Genomic DNA, 23,460 nt, shown 5'->3' with positions numbered 1-23,460 from the left:
GACGACATGAGCGGGCCACACGACCCCAACAATCCGGGCAGCACGGGGGCGCCTGACGCGTGGCAGCAGGGCGGCCAGCCCGACCAGTGGGGCCAGACGCAGTATCAGCCGCCCCGGCCGGGCGAACAACAGCCGCAGGGGCAGGCGCCGCAAGGCCAACCGCCGCAACAGGGTTGGGGCGGACAATCGCCCCAGCAGTATGCGCCGCCACAGACCGGGTACCCGCAGCAGGCTCCCGGAGGCAACTACGGTCAGCCTGGTCAGTACGGTTCGCAGCCGGGGCAGTACGGCCGGCCCGGAGAGCAACAGTTCGGTGCTCCGCAGAACGCGCCAGGTCAGTACGGTCAGCCAGGTCAGTACAGTCAGCCGGGTCAGTACGGTCAGCTGGACCAAGGCGGCCAGTACTCGCAACCCGGACAGTTCGGCCACGGCGGGCCCGACCAGTTCTCGAACATGGCGCAGCCTGAGTCGAAGAAAAACCTGCCGCTGTTCATCGGAGCGGGCGTTGTGGCGTTGATCGCCGTCGTACTCCTCGTCACGGCCTTTTTGGCGCCGGGTTTCGCGGTCACGAAGGTTCTGAGCCAGGACGCGGCACAAGAGGGTGTGAAAACGGTCCTCGAGACCGACTACCAGGCGAAAGATGTCCAGAACGTCCAGTGTCCCAAGGACAAAGAAATCAAGAAGGGCGACACCTTCACCTGCACCGCGACCGTTGCGGGCGCCAATCAGCAGGTGAAGATCACGTTCCTCGACGACGATGGCAAGTACGAGGTAGGACAGCCCACCGCTGCTTGATACCGAGAACCGTGCTCCGGTCGGGGGTCAGCCGACCTGCCAGCCGAGCGCTTTGCTCAATCGGCCGACCGAGGAACCTATTCCCAGTTCCTCGATGAGATCGGCAAGAGCAGCGGGATCTGCTGGTTCGGAGGGCAGGTGATCGTCGCCCAATCCGACGATGTCGGCGTCTGTCCGTACGAAAACGACCGTGCGGGCCGCGGTCAGATAATCCGCCCCATCGGCAAGTGACTTCCGTTGCCGGGTCGACACCCGCTTGTCGGCCGCCCCGGCGGCACGCTGGAGGCCATCCAGGTCGCCGAACTGGTGCAACAACTTCGACGCGGTCTTCTCGCCGATGCCCGCGACTCCGGGCAACCCATCGGACGGATCGCCGCGTAAGATCGCCATCTCGGCGTACGCAGATCCGGGGTTGGTCGTCGGTAGGTCGTATCGCTCTGCGACCTCAGCCGGGCCGTACATCTCGGCCTTGGCGAGTCCACGTCCCACGTACAGCACCCGCACCGGTACGGGATCATCCGCGACCACCTGCAGTAGATCTCGGTCTCCGCTGACCACGATGACCGGATCGGTGCTCTCGGTGTCGGCCAGCGTGCCCAGTACGTCGTCTGCCTCACAACCCTCTGCCCCGGCCGTCGCAATGCCGGCGGCGGCAAGAACTCTCATGATCATGTCGACTTGAGGAGTCAGGGTGTCGGGAACCTCTTCAGATCCGTCGGTGGCTTCTTCCGCCACTCGATGCGCCTTGTAGGACGGGATGAGGTCGGTGCGGAATGCCGGTCGCCAATCGAAATCGAGGCATACCACCAATCGGTGCGGGTGCTCGCGGGTCACCAGCGATGCGATCATGTCGACGAAGCCGCGCACCGCGTTGACCGGCCGGCCATCCGGCGCCGTCATCTTCTCGGGCAGGGCGTGGAACGCCCGGAACCACAGACTTGCACCGTCGAGCAACATCACCGGAGAGCTCATGGGCTCATCATGCCGGATCAGCCACCACCCGACGGTAGCGGCGCTACGTGGCGCTTCGCTCGTCGTTTCCGAGCGCATCTAGTACCGCGTGCCGGGTTCCGCTGTCCCCGGTCAGCGGTTTGACGGAAGGCCCTTGCCGCAGTGCCGCTTTCACATCGTTTCGGGAGATCACTGCCGGATTGGTGGCGCCCACGAACGTGAAGAACAGATCAAGGAAACGCTCTGGATCGTCCCGGAACGGGAAGTGACCCGCTCCGTCGAAGACTTCGAGCTGAGATCCCGGCATCGCGCTGTGCAGCATGTGGGCGTGCGCGACAGGGATCACCTGATCGTCCGAACCCCACACGATCAGCGTCGGGATAGCCGCACTGAGGTAACAGCGGTCGAGCATCGTGACGACTTGCCCGCGCCAGTCGACCGCTGAGCGCAGGGTGCGCGCGAACACCTCCGCCGAACCCTTCTCCGGCATACGTTCGAGAACCCGCACGATTTCGTTGTTGTCCGTGAAAAGGGTGGTCGGGATCAAGTTCTGCAGGGACTTGGCGGCCGTGGAGAACGTCGCAAAGACCGCTGGGATCGACATGAGGCCGAGAATGTACTCGGAGAACGGGAGCGACAACGCGCGCAGCGCGGGGTTGACGTCTTTGGTGACGCCACCGGTTCCCACCAGGACGAGGCGTTCGACGAGTTCGGGATATTGATAGGCGAACTGCCCAGCGACTCCGCCACCGAGCGAGTGCCCCACCACGGTCACCCGCTCGATGTCGAGGTAGGTGAGCAGGTCGCGCATCCCGTTCGCAAACGCCGACACCGAGTAATCCGCACGAGGCCGATCCGAGAATCCATGGCCCAGGAAATCGGGCGCGATGACGGTGTATTCTTCGCTGAGCTGCGCGAACAGCGGTTCCCACGCCAGCGAATTGTCGCCGATCCCGTGCAGGAGAAGTACTGCAGGCCCGCTACCCGCTCTGCGATATGCGCGCTTGTACCCGTGCAGCGTGGCGAACTGCACTTGCGTGGCGTCATTCGGAACAGCGCGAAGACGTCGCGGTGTGCCTTCACGGTCCACGGTGACCTCCTCGTTGTATGTTGCGTCTATCTTGGGGGCAACCGGCCGATCTCGCCTGTTCAGTGCGAGAACTGGATCCTTCGCCGTTTTCCCGCGCGCGCTCGGACGCGATGGCGTTCGATGCTTCATCTGGTGTTCACGATGCCACATCCTGTTCAGCCACTAACCTTGGGTGCATGGTTGAGCAGAGGTTTCCGGCATCGGTGTACAAATCGCGACTCGAACGGGCGCAGAAGCTGACCGCAGAAGCGGGGCTGACCGCGCTCTTCATCACACCGGGGCCCGACCTCCGCTACCTGACAGGCTCACGCGCAGCCACGTTCGAGCGGCTGACCGCGCTCGTGATCAGTCCTGTCCACGAGGCGCATGTGATCGTGCCGCGGCTCGAGCTCGCGGCGCTGCGCGAGTCGGCGGTGGGCGAACTCGGTCTGCCGATCCATGATTGGGTAGACGGCGAGGATCCGTATGCGCTCGCCACCGATGCTGTGGGCGGCGACATCGGCAGATATGCCGTGTCGGATGCTGCGCCTGCCCTGCACACGGTCCCGCTGGCAACCCGAATCGGGACCGGTCCGGAGCTGGCCACCGCGGTGCTCCGCGAGTTGCGAATGGTCAAGGACCAGGCCGAGATCGACTCTTTGCATGAAGCGGGTGCAGCCATCGACCGCGTGCATGCACGGGTTGGCGACTGGCTCAAGGCAGGGCGCACCGAAAGTGAGGTTGCCGCTGACATCGAGGCGGCCATCGTCGCCGAGGGACACACCGGCGCAGAGTTCATCATCGTGGGCTCCGGTCCCAACGGTGCAGATCCCCACCACGAGGTGTCCGATCGGGTGATCGAGAACGGTGACGTCGTCGTGGTCGACATCGGTGGACCCGTGGAACCAGGTTACAACTCCGACTGCACCCGGACCTATTGCGTCGGAACACCTTCGAGCACCGTCACCGAACAGTACGCGATCCTGCAGCAAGCGCAGGCCGCGGCGGTGGCCGCAGTCCGGCCCGGGGTTCGCGCCGAGCAGATCGACGCTGCAGCCCGAGACATCCTTGTCGATGCAGGATTGGGGGAGCAGTTCGTGCACCGAACCGGACACGGCATCGGTTTGTCAGTGCACGAAGAGCCGTACATCGTCTCCGGTAACGACATTGCACTCATGCCGGGCATGGCGTTCAGCATCGAGCCCGGCATCTACTTCCCGGGAAGCTGGGGCGCCCGCATCGAAGACATCGTCATCGTGACCGAAGACGGTTGCGAACCGCTCAACAGGCAACCACACGAATTGAAGGTCGTCTGACTTCCCTACGACACTCCCGCTCGTAGAACTCGGTCCCGCTTGCTCCGTAGAGTGAGCGGGACCAAGTTCTGCGAGCGCCGTCGCGGGTCACGCCGCTTCGGTGGCCTATTCGGGCTTGGTCAGCAAACTCTGCGAGCCGAGGATGCGTGCGATGCTGATCTCGATGACCACTCGCCGTGGGTTGACTTTCGGCTGGCGATAGCGCAGCGCATAGCGCCGCACGCCCTCGGCGATCGAATCGTCGTCGCGTTTGACGGCTGCCGAGCCCTCCAGCGTGAGCCACCGAGGACCGTCGACCTGGAATACTGCTGCGTATCCGGCTCGTTCGACGTTCTTGACCTTCTGACTGCCCTCGAAAGTGATAACTCGGACGACCTGCGCTTCGGAATCGTAGGTGAAGCCGACAGCAACCACATGCGGGGTTCCGGCCGCTCGTACCGTGCTGAGGCTCCCGAGATGGCGGTCGGTGAGGAACTCGAGGGCTGCGGGGGTGAGGTCGTCTGCGTTGCGGGGCATGAACCGAGCGTAGTCAGCCATATCTAGGACGGACGCACGCCGGAGCCCTCATTTGCCGTTTGGGATACTGACCCGGTGAGCAATGGTCAGGTAGTTGTCCTGTTCGGCGGACGCAGCGAGATCGGGATCGAGGTCGCTGCGCGGATCGCTGCCGGTGCCACCGTTGTGCTGGCTGCCCGGCGCCCTGATGACCTCGAGGAACAGCGCGAACGTCTGACGAGTGAGAATGCTGCCGCAGTACACACGGTCGAGTTCGACGCCAACAACACCGAGCAGCATGGCGCGCTCATCGAACAGATCGTCGCCGAGCACGGTCGCATCGACGTCGCGATCGTCGCATTCGGGATTCTCGGCGATCAGGCTCGCGCCGAGACAGACGTGACTCACGCTCTCCAGATCGCTCACACGGACTATCTCGCACAGATCAGTGTCCTGACACCCTTGGCGGGTCTGATGCGGGCAGCCGGGCGCGGCGACATCATCGTCTTCTCCTCCGTGGCCGGGGTGCGAGTGCGGCGCGCCAACTATGTCTACGGGTCTACCAAGGCGGGCCTCGACGGATTCGCGAGCGGGCTGTCCGATGCCCTTCACGGCAGCGGGGTTCACCTGCTGCTCGTCAGGTCGGGATTCGTGATCGGGAACATGACCCGGGACATGATGGCGTCCGGTGTGAAACCCGCACCGATGTCGAGCACGGCGCCGCAGGTGGCGGACGCCGTGGTGTCCGCGATGCACAAGAAGAAGGCTGTCGTCTGGGTTCCAGGGAAGCTACGCCCCGTCTTCTTCTTCATGCGACTGCTGCCGCAGGCGATCTGGCGCCGGATGCCTCGATGAGCGAACCCCGATTTGTCGTGGTCGGTATGGGAGCCGATGGCTGGGACGGATTGACCCCTGCTTCCCGGCGTGAGCTTCAAGACGCCGAGGTCATCTACGGGTCCCGGCGACAGCTCGATCTGCTCGGATCGGTCACTGCGGCGTTGCGCCCCTGGGGGTCACCCATGTCGGAGCACCTGGCGACTGTTCTCACCGAATCTCAACCACACCCCGTTCACATCCTCGCGTCCGGCGATCCGATGTTCCACGGGGTCGGCGCGAGCGTTGTCAAAGCCGTTGGAGCGAGGAATGTTCGCGTCTTTCCGGCCGTGTCCAGCGTGAGCCACGCCGCGGCCAGGCTCGGATGGGACCTCGCCACCACCCGGATCTGCAGTGTCGTCGATCGACCGCTGAGCTCGATTCTCACCAACGTCAGTGACAACGTCCAGTTGCTGGTGCTCAGCCGCGACGAACAGACACCCGAGGCGCTCGCAAAACTGTTGACCGCGCACGGTTTCGGGTGGTCGCACCTGACGGTCTTGGAGCAACTCGGCGGGCCTGCTGAACGCATATACGGCGGAATTGCCCGCACCTGGGATCACTCCGCCGGCGACAGGCTCAACCTCGTCGCCGTCCAGTGCGTGGGCCCGGCGGTCAGCGCGCAGGCGGGACTACCGGACACCGACTTCAGCAACGACGGGCAAATGACCAAGCAGGCGATCCGCGCCTTGACGGTCACCGCGCTGCGTCCCGCTGCGCGTCAAATGTTGTGGGACGTCGGCGCGGGCGCGGGAAGCGTCGCGATCGAATGGTTGCGTACCGACCCCTCATGCAGCGCGATAGCCTTCGAGTCCGACAGCGCACGACGCCGCCGAATCGAGCACAACGCGTCTGAACTCGGTGTCGCGCACGGGCTCACAGTGCTCGAATCCGCGCCGGCGCAGTTCGGGCAGGCACCCGATCCCGATGCGATCTTCATCGGCGGCGGCGTCAGTGCTGGGGGAGTTCTGGAAGGCTGCTGGGAGGCACTGCTCGAGGGGGGCCGCATCGTCGTCAACGCTGTGACCATCGAATCCGAAGCGCTGCTGATCAGCTGGCATGCCGCAGTCGGTGGGACGCTTCGTCGTTTCCAGATCGATCACGCAGAACCGCTAGGCTCGATGACTGCCTGGCGACCGACCCTTCCGGTCACGCAATGGATAGCCGACAAGCCGGCGGTGACAACGTGACGGTCTACTTCATCGGCGCCGGACCCGGCGCGGCAGACCTCATCACCCTGCGTGGTGCCCGCGTCCTCTCACAGTGTGGCACCTGCCTGTACGCCGGATCGCTGGTTCCGGATGAGATGCTCGAACATTGCCCACCCGAGGCGACTCTCGTCAACACCGCGAAGATGCCGTTGGCGACAATCATCGATCGCATCAGTGATGCACATCGCGCAGGAAGTGATGTGGCGAGGCTGCACTCAGGTGACCCGGCCTTGTATTCAGCTGTCGCCGAGCAGATTCGGCATCTCCAGCAACTGGGCATCGACTACGAGATCGTTCCGGGGGTTCCCGCCTTCGCTGCCGCCGCGGCCGCACTCAAGCAAGAACTTACTGTGCCCGGGGTGGGGCAATCGTTGCTGATCACCCGGGTCTCCACCCTGTCCACAGACATGCCCGACGGCGAACAACTCGAAGAACTCGCCCGCACCGGGGTCACGATGGCGCTTCACCTCGCCGCCCACCGCAGCGAGCAGATCGTCGAGGCGCTCGTCCCTCACTATGGACCGAACTGTCCTGTCGCGGTGGTCGCGTTCGCCAGTCGCGACAACGAACAGGTCCTGCGCTGCCGCCTTGAAGACCTGACCGTGCACCTGTCTGCCAACAACATCGTGCGTACTGCGGTGATCTTCGTCGGGAACGTGCTCGCAGCGGAGCAGTTCCCCGACAGCTACCTGTATTCGTCAGCGCGAATGTCGAAATTACGCAACGACTCTCAGCTGCCGTGAACGCCCGAAAGGTCCTGATACTCGGAGGTACCGCCGAAGCCAGATCCCTTGCGGTTCTGCTTCACGACGCCGGGGTCGACGCTGTGTCCTCGCTGGCAGGCCGGGTGAAGAACCCCGCACTACCGGTCGGACAGGTGCGCGTCGGTGGTTTCGGCGGAGTCGACGGTCTCGTCGCGTGGCTGAGACAGCACGGGTGCGCAGCGATCATCGACGCCACACATCCCTTCGCACGTGTGATCTCGGCGAACGCGGCCCAGGCGGCAGCCTGTGCCGGGATACCGCTACTCACCTTGCGTCGAGCGCCGTGGGAGACGCAACCCGGCGACAACTGGATCGATGTGGCCGACTTGACCGAGGCCGCACACGCCGTGACCGAGATGGCCGCAGCGCGAGATGGGCTGCGAGTATTTCTCACGACGGGACGGCAAGACGTCGATGCCTTTCGTGCCGTGGACGATGCGTGGTTCCTGATTCGTCTCGTCGATCCACCGGAGCGTGAGGGTCCTCGGAGGAGCACCATCATGCGCAGTCGAGGACCGTACACGCTCGACGGTGAACTGGCTCTGCTGCGCGAACACCGCATCGACGTCGTCGTGACGAAGAACAGCGGCGGGAACCTCGTGAGGGCCAAACTCGATGCAGCCCGCACACTATCGCTCCCGGTGATCATGGTGCGGCGTCCGGAGGCCGCCGCCACCGGGCCGCGGGTCCTGACGGCTGCCGAGGCTGCTCAGTGGGTAGAGGGGCTAGCTCCGTAACGACGATTGGTGAACACGGCCTGGCCGCCCACGCGGTCGACAACAGTGGTGGTGGTGGATCCCACGATCAGCAGCGTCCGCATGTCCACGCCGGCCGGATCCAGGTCCGACACCGTCGTGATCACCAAAGACTGCTCTGGCCCGCCGACGTCGCGCCCGAGTACCACCGGCGTTGTTCCCGCTATCTGCTCCAACAAGATGTCTTTCAACTCCGCCACCTGCCAGGTCCGGCTGGCCGACCCTGGGTTGTATATCGCCAGCACCAAGTCGGCGCGCAGAGCCGCCCGCACCCGTTCGGCCACGACATCCCAGCTCTTGAGGCGATCAGACAGGGAGATCACCGCATAGTCGTGGCCCAGGGGAGCCCCAGCCAGACTCGCGACGGCGTTGGCGGCCGTCACTCCGGGCACCACCCGAACCGGGACCTCACGCCATTGTTCATCTGCGGCTTCCTCGATGACGGCCGCTGCCATGGCGAACACGCCCGGATCACCGGAGGACACCACCACGACACGGGCTCCGGCTTTGGCGAGATCGAGTGCCATGCAGGCGCGTTCGGACTCGACCTTGTTGTCGCTGGGGTGCAGTCGCTGACCGGGGCGAGGGGTGACCCGATTCAGGTACGTCTTGTAGCCGACGAGGTCGGTGGCCTGGGCGAGTTCGCCGCGCACCTCGGGAGTCGTCCAGCGGTCTGCCCCGGGCCCGAGGCCGACCACGACGACCTGACCACCGCCGCCGCTCGACTCGGACAGGAGTGGGTTGTTCAGTTCGCCGGGGATGACGATCATCGAGAAGTACGGAACGGTTTCGGCCTCTACGTCCACGACCGGTATCACCTTCTGAGCTGCCGTCGACGCGCGTTCTACGTACCAGGCCTGCTCGAGCCGACCCGACTCCGTGAGTGCCGCAACGACATCCGGGAAGGTGCGGCCGAGCTTCATGATGGCCACCGCGTCGCTGTCCCGCAGTCGACGGACCAGTTCCTCCTTCGAAAGTGTGCCGGGCAGCACCGTCAGTGTTTCGTCGGCCTCGACGAGCGGCAACCCGGTGGCAGCCGCTGACGCACTCACCGAGGTGACTCCGGGAATGATCTCGGTGTCGAAATCCACGACCAGTCGTTTGTGCATGTGCATGTACGAGCTGTAGAAGAGCGGATCGCCCTCGGCAAGTAGAGCGACACTGCGCCCGGCCGAAAGGTGTTGTGCGAGAGTCTGCGCCGCAGCGGTGTAGAAATCGGCGAGTGCACCCCGGTAGCCACCGGGGTGATCGGTGCTCTCGGTGGTGACCGGGTAGATCAGCTTCTCTTCGATCTGACCGCTGCGAAGATAGGGTGCGGCGACCGACCGGGCGATGGATCTGCCGTGCCGGGCCGAGTGATATGCGACCACATCGACCTCGCCGATGATTCTGGCGGCCTTGACGGTGACGAGTTCACTGTCTCCTGGGCCCAGTCCCACACCCCATAATTTGCCGGTCATGGTCTCTCTCTATTCCGCTGTCGAGGCGAGCGCGTTGATTGCGGCTGCGGTGATGGCCGAACCCCCGCGGCGGCCGAGCACGGTGAGGTACTCCAGGTCGCTGCGGTCCGCGAGGGCCTGACACGATTCGGCTGCTCCGATGAACCCGACAGGCGCGCCGATGACCGCAGCGGGGCGAGGTCCGCCCGCGTCGATGAGCTCGAGGAGGGCGAACAGTGCGGTGGGCGCGTTACCGATCGCGACGACGGCCCCGTCCAATACCGGACGCCAAAGCTCTATCGCTGCAGCTGTTCTCGTGGTGTCGAGCTCGGTCGCGAGCGCAGGGGTACGTGGATCGCGGAGCATGCACAGGACGTCGTTGTCGGCAGGAAGTCGCTTTCGGGTGACTCCGGAAGCGACCATGTTGGCGTCGCACAGAATCGGGGCACCGGCCTCGAGTGCCCCGCGAGCGGCACTCACCACGCGATCACTGGCACGAACATCCGAGGTGAGATCAACCTGGCCGCAGGCATGGATCATTCGGACGACCACCGGTGACAGGTCATCGTCGAACCCACCGAGGTCTGCCTCGGAGCGAATTGTGGCGAAGGACTGACGGTAGATCTCAGCGCCGTCTCGAATATAGGAGTACATGGTGTTTGCCACGATAGAGGTCGCTCAGATCCGCTGGCGAACGTACCCGTCGTCGGTGGCCTCGACCCGGGTGTGAGGGCCGCGGGGTGAGCCACAGCCGCGTTCGCAGCCAACCCAGTGCTCATGATCGGTGATCTCGACGTCGGGCGCGCGCAGGAGCAACTCGAGGTCGCCGCGAACGTCTGCACGAGACTTGTCACAGCCAGGGGAGCCGGCGCACGCGCTGACCCGTGTCCACGGTGAGTTCGCATCGAAGATCAGCCCCATGGGCGCGAGCACCCGCAACACGGTGTCTGCCATGCCCTCCGACAGGTCGACGACGACGATCTCCTTGCGCGGCGTGAAGTAGATGTCGCGTTCGATCGCCGCGAGGAACTCGGCGATGCGTGATGACATGCGACCATGTGCCACGACAGCACCGAGGGCGACGAGTCCGTCGTCCTGGTCGAGCCAGCCGACCAGCGGTTCGGTCGGAGCGGAAGGCACCCGGTGAGGGGGCGCGGGGTCGAGGGCTGCGACCACCTCATCGAGCTTCGGGTGCTCGCCCAACGCCTCGATGCGCCATTCGTCGGTTCGATCGACCAGGAATGCGTGCGCCACCGCCAACAGCGTCTGCGCTGCCTGTTCGCGGGTGGTTGTCCGACCGGTCGGAATGCCGCCGATCACCACTTCCAGGGCGTCACCGTCGATGGCGACCAAACCGGCGTCAGGCGCTTCGTGCACGATGTCTCCCCGGCCGTCGTCGATGCCGAACAGGAAGCGGGCAGGAAGGTGAGCAAGCCCGGCGTCGGCACGAAGACCAACATCCAGGGCGTCGAGGATAGGTCGCGCATCGAGCAGGCCGCCGCGGCGTCCGGTGAGGGCTGACTGTTGCAGATTGCGCACCCGCTCGTGGCTCGGGGTCGGTATCAAGCCCGCGTCCACGATCAGGTCGGCGGCACCCTGGAGGTCTGAGATGCCCCTGAGCTGGAGATTGCCGCGGGAGGTGAGCTCCAGGTGGGCATCGCCATAATCGTCGGCCACCGCCACCAGTGCCTCGAGTTGCGCGGGAGAGACATGTCCACCGGGTAGCCGGATCCGCGCGAGATGACCGTCTGCGGCGGGGTGTGCAGAAAACACCCCCGGGCACCGGTCGGCGGGTCGACTCATGAGTTCAACGGTACTGGCTCCGCAAATGCTCGGCCGTCGACGCCGTGCCCCTCGGCGTTCGAAAGGCCAGGTGGGGTTCGCAGGAACGGCCGAGTCGCGGGGACGATACTCTGATCGACAGACCTGCGACAGGGAAGCCGGTGCGATTCCGGCGCGGTCGCGCCACTGTGTCGGGGAGACCCGAAGTCAGACCCCTGCCGCTCCACCGCTGCAATACCCGCTGGGCGCGAATCCCCGGCAAGGAGGTTCCACCCGTGATCTTGCTGCTGTCCACCTCGGACACCGATCTGCTGACGGCCAAGGCGTGCGGCGCGGACTATCGACTCGCCAATCCGTCCCGATTACTGATCGGTGAGGACCTTCCGGTGCTTCTCGCCGACATCGACCTGGTGGTCGTACGGATCCTGGGCGGTCGAAAGATCTGGGAAGAGGGCCTCGAGACCGTCTTGGCGGCGGGGTTGCCGACCGTGGTGCTCTCCGGCGAACAGCTTCCTGATCCGGATCTGATGTCCATGTCGACGGTGGCGCCCGGTGTCGCCGCGGACGCCCACAATTACCTGGCGCAAGGCGGTCCGGAGAACCTCGCGAATCTGCATGCGTTTCTCTCCGACACGGTCCTGCTCACCGGTCACGGTTTCGGGGGACCCGTCACGACAGCGCAGTGGGGACTGCTCGAACGCCCGGAATCTGCTGCCGCCTCGGGCCCGACCATCGCCGTCCTGTATTACCGTGCACAGCACCTGGCCGGTAACACGGCATACATCCATGCCCTGTCCGACGCGATCGAACGCAAAGGCGGTCGGGCACTGCCCATCTTCTGCGCATCACTGCGAACGGCACCCGATGACCTTCTCGAACAACTCGGTGCCGCAGACGCTTTGGTGGTGACCGTGCTCGCGGCCGGTGGTGCCACACCCGCCACTGCCTCGGCGGGTGGCGACGACGACAACTGGAACATCGAACAGCTGGCCCGCCTGGATGTTCCCATCTTGCAGGGACTGTGCCTGACGTCGTCGCGAGAGAAGTGGGCAGCCAACGACGACGGGATGTCCCCGCTCGACGTGGCGACCCAGGTTGCCGTGCCCGAGTTCGATGGCCGGATCATCACCGTGCCGTTCTCGTTCAAGGAGATCGGGGATGATGGTCTGCCCTGGTATCGGCCCGATCACGAGCGCTGCGATCGCGTAGCGGGAATCGCCGTCCGCCACGGCAGACTGCGGCATATCGCTCCATCGGAGCGCCGTATCGCCATCATGCTCTCGGCGTACCCTACAAAACACTCGCGAATCGGCAATGCCGTGGGTCTCGACACCCCGCAGAGCCTGCTACGACTGCTCGACGCGATGCGCGAGGCCGGTTACGACATCGGGCCGGTTTCTGGTGAAGGATCAGTTCCAGGCCTCTCGGAGAACGACTCGGACAAGCTGATCCACACACTGATTGCCGCGGGCGGCCAGGACCCGGACTGGTTGACCGAAGAGTCTTTGGCAGCCAACCCGATTCGGCTGTCTGCGGCGGACTACCGCGAGTGGTTCGCCACCCTCCCCGACGACCTGAGGGAGGGCATGGTCAAGCACTGGGGCGAAGCCCCCGGCGAGTTGTTCGTCGATCGATCCGCCAACCCAGAGGGCGACATCGTCATCGCCGCAATGCAATTCGGCAACACCCTACTGATGGTCCAGCCTCCTCGGGGATTCGGCGAGAACCCGGTCGCGATCTACCACGACCCGGACCTGCCACCGAGCCATCATTACCTGGCGTGTTACCGCTGGGTCGCGGCCCAGCACGGCTTCGACGCCGATGCCGTCGTCCACGTGGGCAAACACGGAAACCTCGAATGGCTGCCCGGTAAGACGCTCGGGATGTCCGCCTCCTGTGGCACCGACGCGGCGCTCGGCGATCTGCCCATGATCTATCCGTTCCTCGTCAATGATCCGGGTGAGGGCACCCAGGCAAAGCGCCGCGCGCATGCGACCCTCGTCGACCATCTGATCCCGCCGATGGCTCGCGCCGAGAGCTACGGTGACATCGCCCGCCTGGAGCAGTTGCTCGACGAGCACGCCAACATCTCTGCGCTCGACCCTGGCAAACTGCCGGCCATCCGCCAGCAGATCTGGACGCTGCTGCAGGCCGCCAAGATGGATCACGACCTCGGACTCTCGGAACGGCCCGAGGAGGACGTCTTCGACGACATGCTCTTGCACGTCGACGGCTGGCTGTGCGAGATCAAGGACGTTCAGATCCGCGACGGGCTACACATCCTCGGACAACCGCCCGAGGACGACGTCGAGGTCGATCTGGTCTTGGCGATGCTGCGCGCCCGGCAGCTCTGGGGCGGCAAGCAGAGCCTGCCGGGACTCCGGGAAGCGCTGGGACTCGTCGAAGACGGCACCGCGGGACGCACTACGACCGACGACATCGAAACCGTCGCCCGTGAGCTGGTGGCCGCCTGTGCCAAGGATGACTGGGACTCCGACACGATCACTCGGGTCGCGGCCGGCCATCCCGTCGACGTCCACAAGATCCTCGAGTTCGCCGGTACCGAGGTCGTGCCCCGCCTGCGGCAGACCGAGCAGGAGATCCCGCGGATCCTGCACGCGCTCGACGGTGGTTTCATCCCGGCCGGGCCCAGCGGATCACCGCTGCGTGGCCTCATCAACGTTTTGCCGACCGGACGCAACTTCTATTCGGTCGACCCGAAGGCGGTGCCCTCGAAGCTCGCGTGGGAAACCGGCCGCGCGATGGCGGATTCGCTGCTGGAGCGTTACCTCACAGACCACGGGGAGTACCCGCGATCGGTGGGCCTGTCGGTGTGGGGAACCAGCGCGATGCGCACCTCCGGCGACGATATCGCCGAGGTCCTTGCCCTGCTGGGCGTCATGCCGATCTGGGACGAGGCGTCTCGGCGGGTCACCAAACTCGATCTCATCGACCTCGGCGAACTCGGCCGTCCGCGTATCGACGTCACGGTCCGGATCTCGGGCTTTTTCCGTGACGCATTCCCTCACGTGGTCACCATCCTCGACGACGCGGTCCGGATGGTCGCAGCTCTCGATGAGCCCGATGAATCGAATTACGTTGCCGCACATGCGCGGGCCGACGTCGCCGAACACGGTGACATCGATCGCGCGACCACGCGGATCTTCGGTTCCAAACCCGGAACCTATGGGGCCGGGTTGTTGCAACTGATCGATTCGAAAGACTGGCGCAGCGATGCCGACCTCGCGGAGGTCTACACCGCGTGGGGTGGTTATGCGTACGGTCGGGGGCGCGACGGCGTCGCCGCCGTCGAGGACATGCGTTCGGCCTATCGCCGAATCGCAGTGGCGGCCAAGAACACCGATACCCGTGAGCACGACATCGCCGACTCCGACGACTACTTCCAGTACCACGGCGGTATGGTCGCCACGGTCCGGTCGCTGACCGGCCGAGATCCGGAGGCGTACATCGGGGACAGCACCACGCCTGACAATGTCCGCACCAGGACCCTGTCCGAGGAGACCACCCGCGTCTTCCGGGCCCGTGTGGTCAATCCGCGATGGATCGCTGCCATGCAACGGCACGGATACAAGGGCGCGTTCGAGATGGCGGCGACCGTCGACTACCTCTTCGGCTACGACGCCACCACGAACGTGATGGCCGACTGGATGTACGAGCAGTTGACGGAGTCCTACGTCCTCGATCAGACCAACAATGACTTCATGACGAAGTCGAATCCGTGGGCGCTCCACGGGATCGCCGAACGGCTTCTCGAAGCGGCGCAGCGAGAGATGTGGGCGGCTCCACCGCCGGCGATGCTAGACGAACTCCGGCGCGTCTTCCTCGAGACCGAAGGCGACATCGAGGGCGGCTAGCCGATCATGGTGGATTCTGGCGACCATTTCCGCAGCTGGGCGTCGCCAGAAGCCACCAATTCCGGGAGGCGGGAGAAAATCGGACGTCCCGTGCGTTGAAGGTGTGTACGCACAGCCGATAGTCGGGATGGTTCCTCATGAAGTTCGCGCTCTTCCTCCTCTACGTGGCAATCGAGATCGCCGCCTTCGTGGGGCTCTGCTACGCCATCGGTTTCGGCTGGACCCTGTTGCTCGGCCTGGCAACAGTGATCGGCGGCTTCTGGCTCTTGCGCCGACAGGGCGCCAAGGTGTTCCGCAACCTCAGGGAAGCAGGCGAGAAGGCCGCCAACGGTCAGCCTGCCGGCCCCGCCGAATCGGCGGCACCTGTCGCCGACACGGCGCTACTCGCCGCGGCGACCATCGCCATGATCATTCCCGGGCTGGTCAGTACTGCGGTCGGAATCCTGTTGCTGTTGAAGCCTGTTCGCGTGCTCCTGCGTCCCGTCGTCATCGCGCTCGGCACACGTAAGGTCGTCGGGGCGATGGAGAACTACGCGCGGTACGGCCGCGGCATGGCAGGCGTCACCGTCGTCGAGGGACAGGTGGTCGACACCACCGAGTACGGCCCGGCCGGATACGACCCCACCCGCCCGCAGTTGCGTAAGCCACAGACAGAGCTCTGACGGCGCCGGTTCGCGGCCCTGGCCACACCGAGTCGGCGACTGACAGGCAGACTGGACCGTCGTGGACAGTCAACTGCTGATCGGCGGGCACATCTATTCGCCGTCGGCCCCCGATGCAACCGCCATGGCGATCGAAAACGGTGTGGTGGTGTGGGTCGGATCCGACCATGTCGGACGCACCCTGCATCCGAAAGCACAGATCGTCGACCTCGCCGGCGCGCTCGTCGCTCCGGCCTTTGTCGACTCGCATGTACACCTGACCTCGACCGGCCTGGCGATCCGCGGTCTGGATCTCAGCGCGGCGGTAAGCCGGGCCGATTGCCTGCAGCAGATCCACCGATACGTGGCCGAGAACACCGACACCGATCTCATCTGGGGTCTGGGCTGGGACGAGTCGACCTGGCCGGACCTGACCTGCCCGACGACCGCGGAGATCGATGCGGTGGTCGGTGACCGGCCGGTCTATCTCGCTCGAATCGATGAACACAGCGCTGTCGCCTCGACGGCTCTGCGTTCGCGTGCCGACGGTCTCGTCGGCGCTCAGGGCTACGACGCACAGGGTCCTCTTACGGCGGATGCCCACCACCGCGTGCGCGGCGCCGCTCGACTGCTGCTGTCACAGTCCGGCCGCAGTCGAGCGCAGCACGCGGCGCTCGACGACGCCGCGTCGCATGGCATCGTGGCCGTCCACGAGAACGGTGGGCCCGACATCAGCGGACTCGACGACTTCCTCTCGCTCGCGGACCTCGATCACGCGGTGCAGATCCGGCGTTACTGGGGAGCGCCGGTCGCCGACGCAGAGCAGGCGACGTCGCTGCTCACGGCAACCCGCGCCCATGGGCTCGGCGGCGACCTGTTCATCGACGGGGCGATCGGCTCCCATACGGCGTTGCTTCGTGAGCCCTACACCGACGCTGACACCAGCGGAGTCTGCTATCTCGACGGCCACGCGATCACTCGGCACATCCGGGCATGTACCCAAGCCGGTATCCAGTGCGGATTCCACGTCATCGGTGACGGTGCGACCGATCTGCTGGTCGAGGGCTTTTCGGCCGTTGCAGCAGAGCTCGGAGCGCCCGCACTCGCGCGTCTGGGTCACCGCATCGAACACGCAGAGATGATCACGGCCGAGCAGGCAGCCATCTTGGCCTCGTGCGGCGTCATCGCGAGCATGCAGCCGCTGTTCGACGCACTCTGGGGCGGCCCTGGTCAACTCTATGAACAGCGGCTCGGGCTACCTCGCGGACGTTCGCTCAACGATTTCGCGCAACTCGCGAGGGCCGGCGTCGGGTTGGCCTTCAGTTCGGACGCCCCGGTTACGTCGATGCGCCCGTGGGAGGCGATCGCAGCCGCCGCACACCACAACAATCCCGCGAGTGCGATCTCGGTGCGGGCGGCCTTCGCGGCAGCGACCCGAGGAGCTTGGCGAGCCGGGGGAGAACGGGACGGTGTCGCCGGAACGCTGGTTCCCGGCGCTCGCGCCGACTATGCGGTGTGGGAGGTCGATGAACTCGTGGTCGCGGGGTCGGCCGATCCGGCTGTCGCTCGATGGTCCACCGACCCGCGGTCCCGCGTACCCGCCTTGCCGGATCTGCGACCGGGCACCCGCTTGCCCGAGTGTGTCCGGACGGTGCGCGCCGGCACGCCGATCTACGATCGGGCAGGTTTGTGACAGCCGTGGCCACCGCGACGGACAGTCCCGGGTTCAGCGGCAGGATCGGGTTCATGGGGACCCGTGAGTTCCTCGTGCGGACCGCAGCCGCCGTGGCGGGCGGAATCCTGATGTGGGCCGCTTTCCCGCCTCGCAATCTGTGGTTCCTGGGCATACTTTCCCTGGCATTTCTCGCCGGCTCGCTCAGCGGCGTCGTTCGATTTCGTGAAGGGTTCTTGTACGGCTTCGTCTACGGCTTGGCGTTCTTCCTGCCGCTGCTCCCGTGGATCGGCGTCTACGTGGGACCGCTGCCGTGGGTGGCTCTTGCCATCGTGCTGTCGCTGTACACAGGTCTGTTCGGGGTCCTGGCGATACGGACGACCACCTTGCCGCTGGGGCCACTGTGGTTCGCGGTCACGTGGGTTGCGGTCGAATGGGCACGGTCGTCGTTCCCCTTCGGCGGCTTTCCCTGGGGCAGAGCCGCATTCGGGCAGATCGACGGCCCGATGCTTTCTCTTGCTTCCATCGGCGGTGCGCCACTGGTGTCGTTCGGGGTCGCACTGACCGGAGCAGCGCTCGCAGCCCTCGCAGGCGCTCTCCTGCGTGCGCCACGCCGCTGGCAGACGGTGGCGCCCGTGACCGCGCTGGTCTTGGTGGCACCGCTGTTCGCAGCAGCACTCTGGCCGTCGGTGAACGGACGTGACTCCTCGGACAACACGATCACGGTCGCAGCGATCCAGGGCAACGTGCCCAGGCTCGGGCTCGACTTCAATTCGCAGCGCCGCGCCGTGCTCGACAATCATGTCCGAGAGACGATGCGGCTCGCCGACGCAGTCAAAGCCGGGGACTCGCCCCGGCCCGACATCGTCCTGTGGCCGGAGAACGCCTCCGACATAGACCCCACCGCCAACTCTGATGCCGCAGCCGAGATCACCGCAGCGTCGATCGCCATCGACGCCCCGATCATGGTGGGCACCCTCGTACGGAACCCAGACGGTCGACCGACCAACACCGTGTTGGTGTGGGACGGGCGGTTGGCGGCCGAGGGGCAGCAGATCCGCGGCAGATACGACAAGCACATCATCCAGCCGTTCGGCGAATATCTACCGTGGCGGAGCTTTTTCACTCATTTCTCGTCGTACGCGGAACAGGCGGGCAACTTCAAGGCGGGCACCGGTCCGGGTGTGGTCGACGTCGACATCGCGAACGGCCGGCAGGTGACGGTTGGGGTGTCGACCTGCTGGGAGATCGCTTTCGACCGCTCGGCCCGTGGGGCGGTGCAGTCAGGTGCCGAGTTCTTGTCGGTCCCGACCAACAACGCCACGTTCGGCCGCACACAGATGACCTACCAGCAGCTGGCCATGTCGCAACTCCGCGCTGTCGAACACGGCCGCGCCGTAGTTGTCTCCGCGACCAGCGGAGTCAGCTCGATCATCGCCCCCGACGGCCACAGCATGTCGCGGAGCGGGTTCTTCGAGCCCGCAGCTCTGGTGAACAGAATCCCACTCAACACCGAGCAGACGATCGCCACGACAATCGGTCCGTGGCCGGAGAGATTGGCCGTACTCTTGGGAATCTGCGCTTTTTTGTACCTGCTGGCGCCAGGCGTTAGGTTCAGGGGATGGTCGAAGGAGGAGCATGGTGACGGGGCCTGAAGACAAGTCGCGGGGGACACAGGCCGTGGTCGGTGTGGACGGGGCGGGCACTCTGGTGATCATCCCGACTTTCAACGAGATAGAGAACCTTCCGTTGATCGTCAAGCGGGTTCATGCAGCTCAGCCCGCTGTCCATATCCTCGTTGTCGACGACAGCAGCCCCGATGGGACCGGCGAGCTCGCCGATCAGCTGGCCGACACCGATGGCGCAGGCCGTATCCACGTGCTGCACCGCACAGTGAAGAATGGGCTCGGCGCCGCGTACATCGAAGGTTTCAACTGGGGATTGGCACGTGACTACGCCGTGCTGGTCGAGATGGACGCCGATGGCAGCCACGCACCCGAAGAGCTACACCGCCTACTCGACCGTCTCAACGAGGGTGCTGATCTGGTGATCGGTTCCCGTTATGTACCCGGCGGGACCGTGGTGAATTGGCCTCGTCGTCGGGAGATTCTCTCCCGAGGCGGCAACGTCTACTCTCGACTGGCTCTCGGCGTCTCGGTCAAGGACATCACCGGCGGCTTCCGCGCCTACCGTCGTGAGGTACTCGAGACCCTGGACCTCAGCGCCATCGAATCGCACGGATACTGCTTCCAGGTCGACCTCGGCTGGCGCGTGATCCAAGCCGGATTCGACGTGGCCGAAGTACCGATCACCTTCACCGAACGCGAGCTGGGCGAGTCGAAGATGAGCGGCAGCATCGTCCGTGAGGCTGCGTTCAAGGTCCCGCGATGGGGACTGACCCACCGCCTCAGCAAGCTGCGGAAGAAGAAGCCCGCCTGACAGGTCGTTCATGACGCAAGCAGATGTCAGGGTCGTTCACGCTGCCGATCGAGAGCACTGGCGTAGCGATTGGCTCGAGTCTCGGCAGTCGTTCCTGGCCACCGGCAACTTTGACCTCGCGGCGGGCGCTCACGGCATGTTGATGGTGCACAACGACGATGTCGTGGACGCAGGCGAGGGCTTCGACACCCATCAGCACCACAGTGTCGAGATAGTCACCTGGGTTCTGGAGGGCACCCTGGTCCACCAGGATTCTCTCGGACACTCGGGTTTGATCTACCCGGGACTCGCGCAACGGATGAGTGCCGGGTCACGGATCATGCACTCGGAGAAAAATGGCGCCCTACGACGCGACGGCACGCCGCTTCGCGTCGTGCAGATGTGGCTTCCACCCGACAACGCCGGTGGACAGTCGAGCTACCAAGAGCTCGACGTCGCCACCGACTTACGCGACGGGTCGTTGGTCACGATCGCATCCGGCATGAAGCGGGACCGGAACACCACCGCGATCGGCATCGGCAACAGTCACGCCGCGCTCCACGTCGCCCGCCTGCAGCCAGGTCAGTCCGTGACGATTCCCGATGCCCCCTATGGCCACGTGTTCGTAGCCATAGGGGATCTGGCCTTCGAGGATATCGGCGACCTGGGTCAGGGTGATGCGGTCCGCATGACAGCCACCGGCGGCCACCGCGTCACTGCAAGGACTGCCACCGAACTGCTGATCTGGGAGATGAACCGCGGGTTCGAGACACAGCAAAACGCCGCAGCACCGTGACGGTGCTACGGCGTTGCGTTTCGACCCGCCGGGTCGAGACGACCTAGCTGGAGGTGCCGCGGCGACGTGCCTTGAGCAGGTCGAGACGCTCGGTCAGCAAGACCTCGAGCTCGTCTTCGCTTCGCCGTTCGAGCAGCATGTCCCAGTGCGTCCGCGGTGGCTTGACCTTCTTCTCCTCGGGCTCCGCGCCCTCGAGAATCGTGCCTTCCATACCGTTCTTGCAGGGCCACGTGGACGGGATCTCGGCGTCGTCCGCGAACGGGACGTCGAAGATCTCACCGTTGTCGGTGCGGTACTGCACGATGCGGCGCGGTGCGAGGTCATGATCGCGATCGGTCTCGTAGCTCACCGCTCCGAGGCGGCTGCCGCGTAGAACTCGATCTGCCATAACTTCTATCCTCTCGTTGGATTACCTATCCATCTTACGCGCGTCTGGAGACTACTGGCCGCAGGCGGCGCAACCGCATCCGGCTGTGGTGGATCAGCCTGCGGGTCTGGCGAGGTCAACGGGCGCCGACCGACCCGTGTTCGGCCCGGTTACCACCGTTGCCTGCGGACGCCGAGTAGCGTCTCAGGATATGGAGCAGGAGGCCGCCCCTCGCCGCAATCGGGCGCGTAACTCGTGTGCGTGGTGCGGTCGCGAGATCGTGGAATCGGAGATCGGACGCCGCCGCAAATACTGCAAGCAGTCGTGCCGCCAGCGGGCCTATGAACAGCGGAGCCTGGTCGCCGGTTCGTCCATACCTGCCGACGCAGTGGTGTTGAGCGCTGGTGAAGCCGATGACCTGATCGAGCGGTTGTTTCGCCTCCGATGTGCGGCGGAGGACATCGCCACGGCTGTCGACGAGAACGCCGCCAAATCCGAATTGGCAAGCTTGGGTGCCGAACTCGTCGCCCTGGCCAAGGAGGCTGAACGATGGCGTTAGTGAATCAGGCGTTCGGGTTGACACCGGAACGGGGTTGATGGCTGCTCAGGGTGGCAACGATCTGTCTGGCCTGCACGCCCGCGGGATCTATGCGCTCGGCCGACACCGACCACGGCAGACCCACCCACGGGTCGTGAGCGCGGGCCTCCTCGGTGACCGGGATCACCATTGTTCGATCCGCGATGGTACTCACCAAGGGATCGCTGTCGTTGTCGTCGAGAGGTCCCGCGAATACGAACGCCCAGCCGAGTTCGCTCCCGCGGTCTGCTATTCGCAGCAACCTTGCCATCGCAGCCACGTCCCACCCGAACGGCAAATCCGCGATGAGCACCACGCGCGTGTCGATGTCGTCGATTTCGCCGGCCTGCAGCGCCATCTGCGTGAGGTCGATCGAGGACTCCAGCACCGACAGCCGGTCGGCAACGGACTCCGGTGACGTGATCGCGGGAGCGGTGAGCAACGGAAATAGCATTTCGGTCATCGGAGCGAGGGACCCGGTCAGATCGAACACGTCGATCAGCACACGCCCCCCGTCGGACGTCGCCCGGGTTCCGGGAAAAGGCACCCGGGCAGCGACCACGAGACGCAACACCAACGAGGTCACAACGGACAGCACGGGTTCGCCGGCGTCGAGCACCCACAGCGGCCGGGCAATCGGTGTCGGAACGCAAAAGGGAAGTCGTAGTTCGCCGCGTTCGGGAGCGAACAACTCGCCGAGCCGCAACCCACCTGCGGACGGCGACCCGGCACGATTCCAGACCGGCGACGCCCATGACGCCATCGCCGGCGGCAACTGCGGATCCAGCGCGGCCAGCTCTGCCATCAACACCGCCGAGTCGGCGTCGAACCTGCTCCTGGCAGACGCCACGAGATCGTCGCAGCGCTGCTGCGCGGCGGCCCGCGCCCGGTCGGCGACAGGCGAGTTGCGTTGTGCAGGATCGGCCAGGAGCTCGCCGAGTTCTCGGTCGAGCCGATCCATCGCGAACGCCTCCGCTTGGACGTATCCGGCGGCTGACCGGGCCGCGTCCTCGAACACCACGTGCGCACGCGCAACGGCAGCACCGTAGTCGGACCCGAGGGCGACCGTCGCCGGTGGCACGGACTTCGCGATCTGCGGTGATTCTGTGGCCTGGGGCCCGGCCGGATCCTGGGAACCGACAGGTGAGTCGGCGGCCGGAGGTGGCGCGACCTCGGGCGCGTCGTCGACGTCGACGCCGTGGGCGGTCAGCAGTGCGGCGAGACCACCCCGGTAACCCTGTCCGAGTGCACGCACCCGCCATTGCCCCGACCGCTGGTACAGCTCGAAGCACAGCAAAGCTGTTTCGCCATGGATCGGGCGCAACGGGAAGGTGTATCGCGAGTCGTCCGGCGCACCCTGGAGTTCTGCTGTGAGCCCAGGCGCCAGGGTTGCGTCGGCATCGCCACTCAGAGCACACAGCACAGTCGAACCAGCTGCCAGCGCCCCGAACTCGACGATGATGCGGCTCCCCTCGAGACGCACTCCCGCCGCTCGGGGCTGATTGTAGAAGACGACCCCATCTGAATCGCTTGCCCGCAGATCCGGGCCGACCACCAGCCCGACCAGATCGATTTCACCGATGACACCGCTGACCGAGAACACGACCGTGGTGGCCGTCACCGGGAGGTTCTGGCCAGGAACCAACTCGCTCATGCTGCGAATG

General features: G+C 65.3%; 21 protein-coding genes and 1 riboswitch. Of the genes, 13 read left to right on the top strand and 8 right to left on the bottom strand.

Annotated elements, in window-relative coordinates; all coding sequences use genetic code 11:
• The first annotated feature begins 6 nt into the window (after positions 1-6).
• Positions 7-795: a DUF4333 domain-containing protein gene (locus tag DFR67_RS01510; protein ID WP_110467631.1), complete on the top strand. Its 789-nt coding sequence runs from the start codon at positions 7-9 to the stop codon at positions 793-795.
• A 27-nt stretch (positions 796-822) separates the two neighbouring features.
• Here DFR67_RS01510 and DFR67_RS01505 read toward each other — a convergent pair whose 3' ends face one another.
• Both DFR67_RS01505 and DFR67_RS01500 read right to left on the bottom strand, forming a co-directional pair.
• On the bottom strand, positions 823-1,752 hold the full coding sequence (locus tag DFR67_RS01505; RefSeq protein ID WP_110467882.1) for a 5'-3' exonuclease: 930 nt from the start codon (positions 1,750-1,752) through the stop codon (positions 823-825).
• 58 nt (positions 1,753-1,810) lie between these two features.
• A complete protein-coding gene (locus DFR67_RS01500) occupies positions 1,811-2,779 on the bottom strand; it encodes an alpha/beta fold hydrolase (RefSeq protein WP_425451236.1) in 969 nt (322 codons plus the stop codon).
• A 233-nt stretch (positions 2,780-3,012) separates the two neighbouring features.
• On the opposite strand from DFR67_RS01500, the gene DFR67_RS01495 reads away from it, so the two are divergent.
• Positions 3,013-4,131 (top strand): M24 family metallopeptidase, encoded by a 1,119-nt coding sequence (locus DFR67_RS01495; RefSeq protein WP_110467630.1) that lies wholly within the window; start codon positions 3,013-3,015, stop codon positions 4,129-4,131.
• A gap of 105 nt (positions 4,132-4,236) precedes the next feature.
• Here DFR67_RS01495 and DFR67_RS01490 read toward each other — a convergent pair whose 3' ends face one another.
• Positions 4,237-4,647 carry a PPOX class F420-dependent oxidoreductase gene (locus DFR67_RS01490; RefSeq protein WP_110467880.1) on the bottom strand — a complete coding sequence of 137 codons (411 nt, stop codon included), beginning with the start codon at positions 4,645-4,647 and terminating at the stop codon, positions 4,237-4,239.
• Positions 4,648-4,722: 75 nt separating this feature from the next.
• Between DFR67_RS01490 and dprE2 the strand changes: the two genes are divergently transcribed.
• The 4 genes from dprE2 to DFR67_RS01470 are packed head-to-tail and all read left to right on the top strand — an operon-like array spanning position 4,723 to position 8,211.
• Positions 4,723-5,481, top strand: a complete 759-nt coding sequence (gene dprE2, locus DFR67_RS01485) for a decaprenylphospho-beta-D-erythro-pentofuranosid-2-ulose 2-reductase (RefSeq protein WP_110467629.1) — start codon at positions 4,723-4,725, stop codon at positions 5,479-5,481.
• Entirely contained in the window at positions 5,478-6,689 is a 1,212-nt protein-coding gene (cbiE, locus tag DFR67_RS01480; protein WP_110467628.1) for a precorrin-6y C5,15-methyltransferase (decarboxylating) subunit CbiE, read from the top strand. Before dprE2 ends, cbiE begins: the two co-directional genes overlap by 4 nt.
• A complete protein-coding gene (gene cobM, locus DFR67_RS01475) occupies positions 6,686-7,453 on the top strand; it encodes a precorrin-4 C(11)-methyltransferase (protein ID WP_110467879.1) in 768 nt (255 codons plus the stop codon). The genes cbiE and cobM overlap by 4 nt, the downstream gene beginning before the upstream one ends.
• Entirely contained in the window at positions 7,450-8,211 is a 762-nt protein-coding gene (locus DFR67_RS01470; protein ID WP_110467627.1) for a cobalt-precorrin-6A reductase, read from the top strand. Before cobM ends, DFR67_RS01470 begins: the two co-directional genes overlap by 4 nt.
• Here DFR67_RS01470 and DFR67_RS01465 read toward each other — a convergent pair.
• Genes DFR67_RS01465 through cobG form a run of 3 tightly spaced genes read right to left on the bottom strand, consistent with a single transcriptional unit; the run spans position 8,184 to position 11,471 of the window.
• Complete coding sequence (locus DFR67_RS01465; protein WP_110467626.1) at positions 8,184-9,689, bottom strand: precorrin-2 C(20)-methyltransferase; 1,506 nt, start codon at positions 9,687-9,689, stop codon at positions 8,184-8,186. The genes DFR67_RS01470 and DFR67_RS01465 overlap by 28 nt on opposite strands.
• 9 nt (positions 9,690-9,698) lie before the next feature.
• On the bottom strand, positions 9,699-10,322 hold the full coding sequence (locus tag DFR67_RS01460) for a precorrin-8X methylmutase (protein ID WP_110467878.1): 624 nt from the start codon (positions 10,320-10,322) through the stop codon (positions 9,699-9,701).
• A gap of 24 nt (positions 10,323-10,346) precedes the next feature.
• Positions 10,347-11,471, bottom strand: a complete 1,125-nt coding sequence (gene cobG, locus DFR67_RS01455; RefSeq protein WP_110467625.1) for a precorrin-3B synthase — start codon at positions 11,469-11,471, stop codon at positions 10,347-10,349.
• A 69-nt stretch (positions 11,472-11,540) separates the two neighbouring features.
• Positions 11,541-11,687, top strand: a riboswitch (cobalamin riboswitch).
• Positions 11,688-11,725: 38 nt separating this feature from the next.
• Between cobG and cobN the strand changes: the two genes are divergently transcribed.
• From cobN to DFR67_RS01425, 6 genes are all read left to right on the top strand, one after another.
• Positions 11,726-15,325: a cobaltochelatase subunit CobN gene (gene cobN, locus DFR67_RS01450; protein ID WP_110467624.1), complete on the top strand. Its 3,600-nt coding sequence runs from the start codon at positions 11,726-11,728 to the stop codon at positions 15,323-15,325.
• Between the two features lie 137 nt (positions 15,326-15,462).
• Positions 15,463-15,987: an FxsA family protein gene (locus tag DFR67_RS01445; protein ID WP_110467623.1), complete on the top strand. Its 525-nt coding sequence runs from the start codon at positions 15,463-15,465 to the stop codon at positions 15,985-15,987.
• 61 nt (positions 15,988-16,048) lie between these two features.
• On the top strand, positions 16,049-17,659 hold the full coding sequence (locus tag DFR67_RS01440; RefSeq protein WP_110467622.1) for an amidohydrolase: 1,611 nt from the start codon (positions 16,049-16,051) through the stop codon (positions 17,657-17,659).
• Positions 17,660-17,712: 53 nt separating this feature from the next.
• Entirely contained in the window at positions 17,713-19,293 is a 1,581-nt protein-coding gene (gene lnt, locus DFR67_RS01435; RefSeq protein WP_110467877.1) for an apolipoprotein N-acyltransferase, read from the top strand.
• Positions 19,277-20,077 carry a polyprenol monophosphomannose synthase gene (locus tag DFR67_RS01430; RefSeq protein ID WP_425451230.1) on the top strand — a complete coding sequence of 267 codons (801 nt, stop codon included), beginning with the start codon at positions 19,277-19,279 and terminating at the stop codon, positions 20,075-20,077. The genes lnt and DFR67_RS01430 overlap by 17 nt, the downstream gene beginning before the upstream one ends.
• A 10-nt stretch (positions 20,078-20,087) precedes the next feature.
• Complete coding sequence (locus DFR67_RS01425) at positions 20,088-20,852, top strand: pirin family protein (protein WP_110467621.1); 765 nt, start codon at positions 20,088-20,090, stop codon at positions 20,850-20,852.
• A gap of 43 nt (positions 20,853-20,895) precedes the next feature.
• Here the strand turns inward: DFR67_RS01425 and DFR67_RS01420 are convergent, their stop codons facing one another.
• A complete protein-coding gene (locus DFR67_RS01420) occupies positions 20,896-21,240 on the bottom strand; it encodes an RNA polymerase-binding protein RbpA (protein ID WP_084834877.1) in 345 nt (114 codons plus the stop codon).
• A 190-nt stretch (positions 21,241-21,430) separates the two neighbouring features.
• On the opposite strand from DFR67_RS01420, the gene DFR67_RS01415 reads away from it, so the two are divergent.
• Entirely contained in the window at positions 21,431-21,778 is a 348-nt protein-coding gene (locus DFR67_RS01415) for a hypothetical protein (protein ID WP_110467620.1), read from the top strand.
• A gap of 4 nt (positions 21,779-21,782) precedes the next feature.
• Here DFR67_RS01415 and DFR67_RS01410 read toward each other — a convergent pair whose 3' ends face one another.
• Positions 21,783-23,450, bottom strand: a complete 1,668-nt coding sequence (locus tag DFR67_RS01410) for a TerD family protein (RefSeq protein ID WP_110467619.1) — start codon at positions 23,448-23,450, stop codon at positions 21,783-21,785.
• Positions 23,451-23,460 lie beyond the last annotated feature (10 nt).

Origin of the sequence: Williamsia limnetica (assembly GCF_003217475.1) — a bacterium.
GTDB classification, from domain to species: Bacteria; Actinomycetota; Actinomycetes; order Mycobacteriales; family Mycobacteriaceae; genus Williamsia; species Williamsia limnetica.
This window is presented reverse-complemented; position numbering and strand designations above follow the sequence as displayed.